The following is a 1,016-nucleotide window of genomic DNA, read 5'->3' on the forward strand; positions in this document are numbered from 1 at the left end:
TAACTATCTCCACCTCATTTATATCTTCAAATTTGATCTTAGTTTTTACGATCATGAGGGTTTTATCTTTGAAATTTACATCCGAGACTAGGCCGCCAGATCTTACGTAAGTAAAGCCGTCGTGGTAGCTCACACGCACTTCGTCAGCTATCTTTAGATCGCTTATCTTTTTTAAAATTTCATCAACTTTGCTCTCGTCAAGCTCGAGCTTTTCGCATTTTTCTCGCTCTTTTTGACGCAAGGCTCGCTCTAAGGTAGAAAGAGGATTAAACGAGCTAAAAATTTTCGCCCTATCTTTACTCACCGCTCTTGTGCCCTCCGATCTTTTTGTTTCTATCTTGCCCAGTTGCTTCTGGCAGCAGGTCGATCGCGCGCAGGATCGAGTTTTTACCAAATTTCTCTTTTATCAAATTTAGCGACTTTAGCACCGCTTTTTCTTTAGCGTCATCTTCAAATAGGCTAAACTCAACCAAATTTTCTTTTACCACATCGTTTGCAGATATGCCTATTTGCCTGATTAGCCCGACATTTTTTATCTTGTTTAAAAGTAGCTCCTCAGCCGCACTCATCAGCACGCTTGAGATGTTTGTGGGCGTTTTAAACCTCAGGCTTGCACGTTGCTGCGGCTCAAGCTTATCGGCAAATCTCACATTGATCGTTAGCCCACTCGCCTTGACCTCTTTATTTATGAGCCTAAGTGCGAGCCTGTCAGCCATCTCTTTTAGCACGATCACCGCCTCACAGCGCTCGTAGTCTCTAGGCAAAATTTCCGAGCTAAAGTAGGACTTCGTGCTTGGTTTATAGGCCTTTATTTCAGCTATCGTCGTTGGCTCTATGCCGTTAGCGTGATCTATCGTGATATAGGCATCGACGCCAAAAATTTTTTCAAGCAGGCTTTTTGGCGCATTTGCGATATCTTTCATGCAAAAGATGCCGCATTTTTCGAGCTTTAGCCTAGTTTGCTTACCGATACGCCAAAAGTCACTTAGCGGTTGATGTGTCCAGAGCTGCTTTTT

General features: G+C 43.2%; 1 protein-coding gene and 1 pseudogene. Both read right to left on the bottom strand.

Annotated elements, in window-relative coordinates:
* A partial coding sequence (locus G6W41_RS09980; RefSeq protein WP_194171408.1) for a YolD-like family protein occupies positions 1–304 on the bottom strand: 304 nt, incomplete at its 3' end.
* Positions 297–1,016 (bottom strand): annotated as a pseudogene (locus G6W41_RS09985) (DNA repair protein); the annotation flags it as partial. The gene G6W41_RS09980 and the pseudogene G6W41_RS09985, both read right to left, overlap by 8 nt.

Source organism: Campylobacter concisus, from assembly GCF_015230035.1.
Taxonomy (GTDB): Bacteria; Campylobacterota; Campylobacteria; order Campylobacterales; family Campylobacteraceae; genus Campylobacter_A; species Campylobacter_A concisus_BK.